General features: G+C 76.1%; 2 protein-coding genes. Both read right to left on the bottom strand.

Annotated elements, in window-relative coordinates:
* Positions 1-952 (bottom strand): serine/threonine-protein kinase (locus KIK08_RS39005; protein ID WP_214408328.1); only part of this gene is annotated, 952 nt, incomplete at its 3' end.
* 30 nt (positions 953-982) lie between these two features.
* A partial coding sequence (locus KIK08_RS39000) for a hypothetical protein (RefSeq protein WP_214408327.1) occupies positions 983-1478 on the bottom strand: 496 nt, incomplete at its 5' end.

The raw sequence follows: 1478 nt of genomic DNA, 5'->3' as shown, positions 1-1478 counted from the left end.
GGGGGCCCGCCGGAGCGGGGGGCGTGGCCGGGCCGCGCGCTGGGCCCGGTCGCGGCGTCGGCCTGCGGCGCACCACGGTGGCCACGTCGTCGGGGTTGCGCGGCGGGGCGGGGGCGCGCTCCAGGACGGCCCTGGCGGCGTCGGCGAGCTCGCCCGCGCTGGAGAACCGGGCGTTGGGCAACTTCGCCATGCCGGTGGCGACCACCTGGTCCATCCCCGGCGGGAGGTCGCGGCGCACGTCCGACGCGCGCGGCGGGGGCGCCTTCATGTGCGCCTGCAGCAGCGTCAGCAGGTCGTCGGACGGGTAGGGCCTGCGCCCGGTGAGGGTCTCGTAGAGCAGGCAGGCCAGCGAGTAGACGTCGGCGCGGGAGTCCCAGTCGTCGCCCATCATGCGCTCGGGCGCCATGTAGGCGGCGCTGCCGACGGCCAGGCCGGGCCGGCTCAGCGTGGTGCCGCCCAGCGTGGCGGCGACCCCGAAGTCGACCAGGTAGACGAACCCGCGGGAGGCCGCCTCCTCCGGCGACGTGCCGACCAGCAGCGCGTTCGACGGCTTGACGTCGCGGTGCACCAGGCCCTCGGCGTGCGCGGCGTCGAGCGCGTCGGCGATCTGGGAGACCACGTCGACCGCGCGCTCCACGCTGAGCTGGACGCGCTTGAGCACGCCGGCCAGGTCGGTGCCCTCGACCAGGCGCATGTCGATGTAGAGCTGGCCGTCGATCTCGCCGTAGTCGTGGATCGGGATGATGTGCGGCTCGCGCAGCATCGCGGCCAGCGCCGACTCGCGGCGGAACCGCTTGCGGTACTCCGGGTCGGTGACCAGGTGCTTGGACATCCGCTTGACCGCGACGACCCGGTTGCGCCGGGTGTCGAACGCGCGGAAGACCTCGCCCATGCCGCCACGGCCGATGACCGTGTCGAGCCGGTAGGGCCCGAAGAGCTCCGGTTCGGTCACGGCCGTGCCCGTCCGGAGCCGCGCCGACCGTCAGCAGCCGACACCGTCGACCCCCCTGTCCGTCGCGGCCGGGCAGGTGCCGGCCGCCTGCTCCGCGCGGGCCGCCGCCCGCTCGGGTGCGAGCTCGGTGGTCACCGCGGCCGCCAACCACGGACCCACCTCGTCGCGTTCGCTCGTGCTCAGGTGCGCGGTGTCGTAGGACGGATGGCCGAACTCGATCACCTGGGCGCACACCCCGCCCGGACACACTAGAGCCTCCACGTCGAGCGGAACGAGCGTCGGGTACGTCGCGACGGCCTCGGCGACGAGCGCATCGAAGCAGCGGGCCTCGCCGGTGCCCGACCCGGCCCCGGCGAGCAGCACCGGGGCCGCGTCCGGGCCGGTGCCGAGCGCGCGCACCGCGTCGGCCAGCAGCAGCCGGTAGTGGGCGCGGAAGCCCGGCTCGCACGGCGTCGGCGCGGAGGCCGGGACGCGGGCGGGGGCGGCGTCGGCGCCGAGGTCCAGCACCACGGCCACCGGCCGGTGC

The organism is Pseudonocardia lacus, from assembly GCF_018531445.1.
Lineage (GTDB): Bacteria > Actinomycetota > Actinomycetes > Mycobacteriales > Pseudonocardiaceae > Pseudonocardia > Pseudonocardia lacus.
This window is presented reverse-complemented; position numbering and strand designations above follow the sequence as displayed.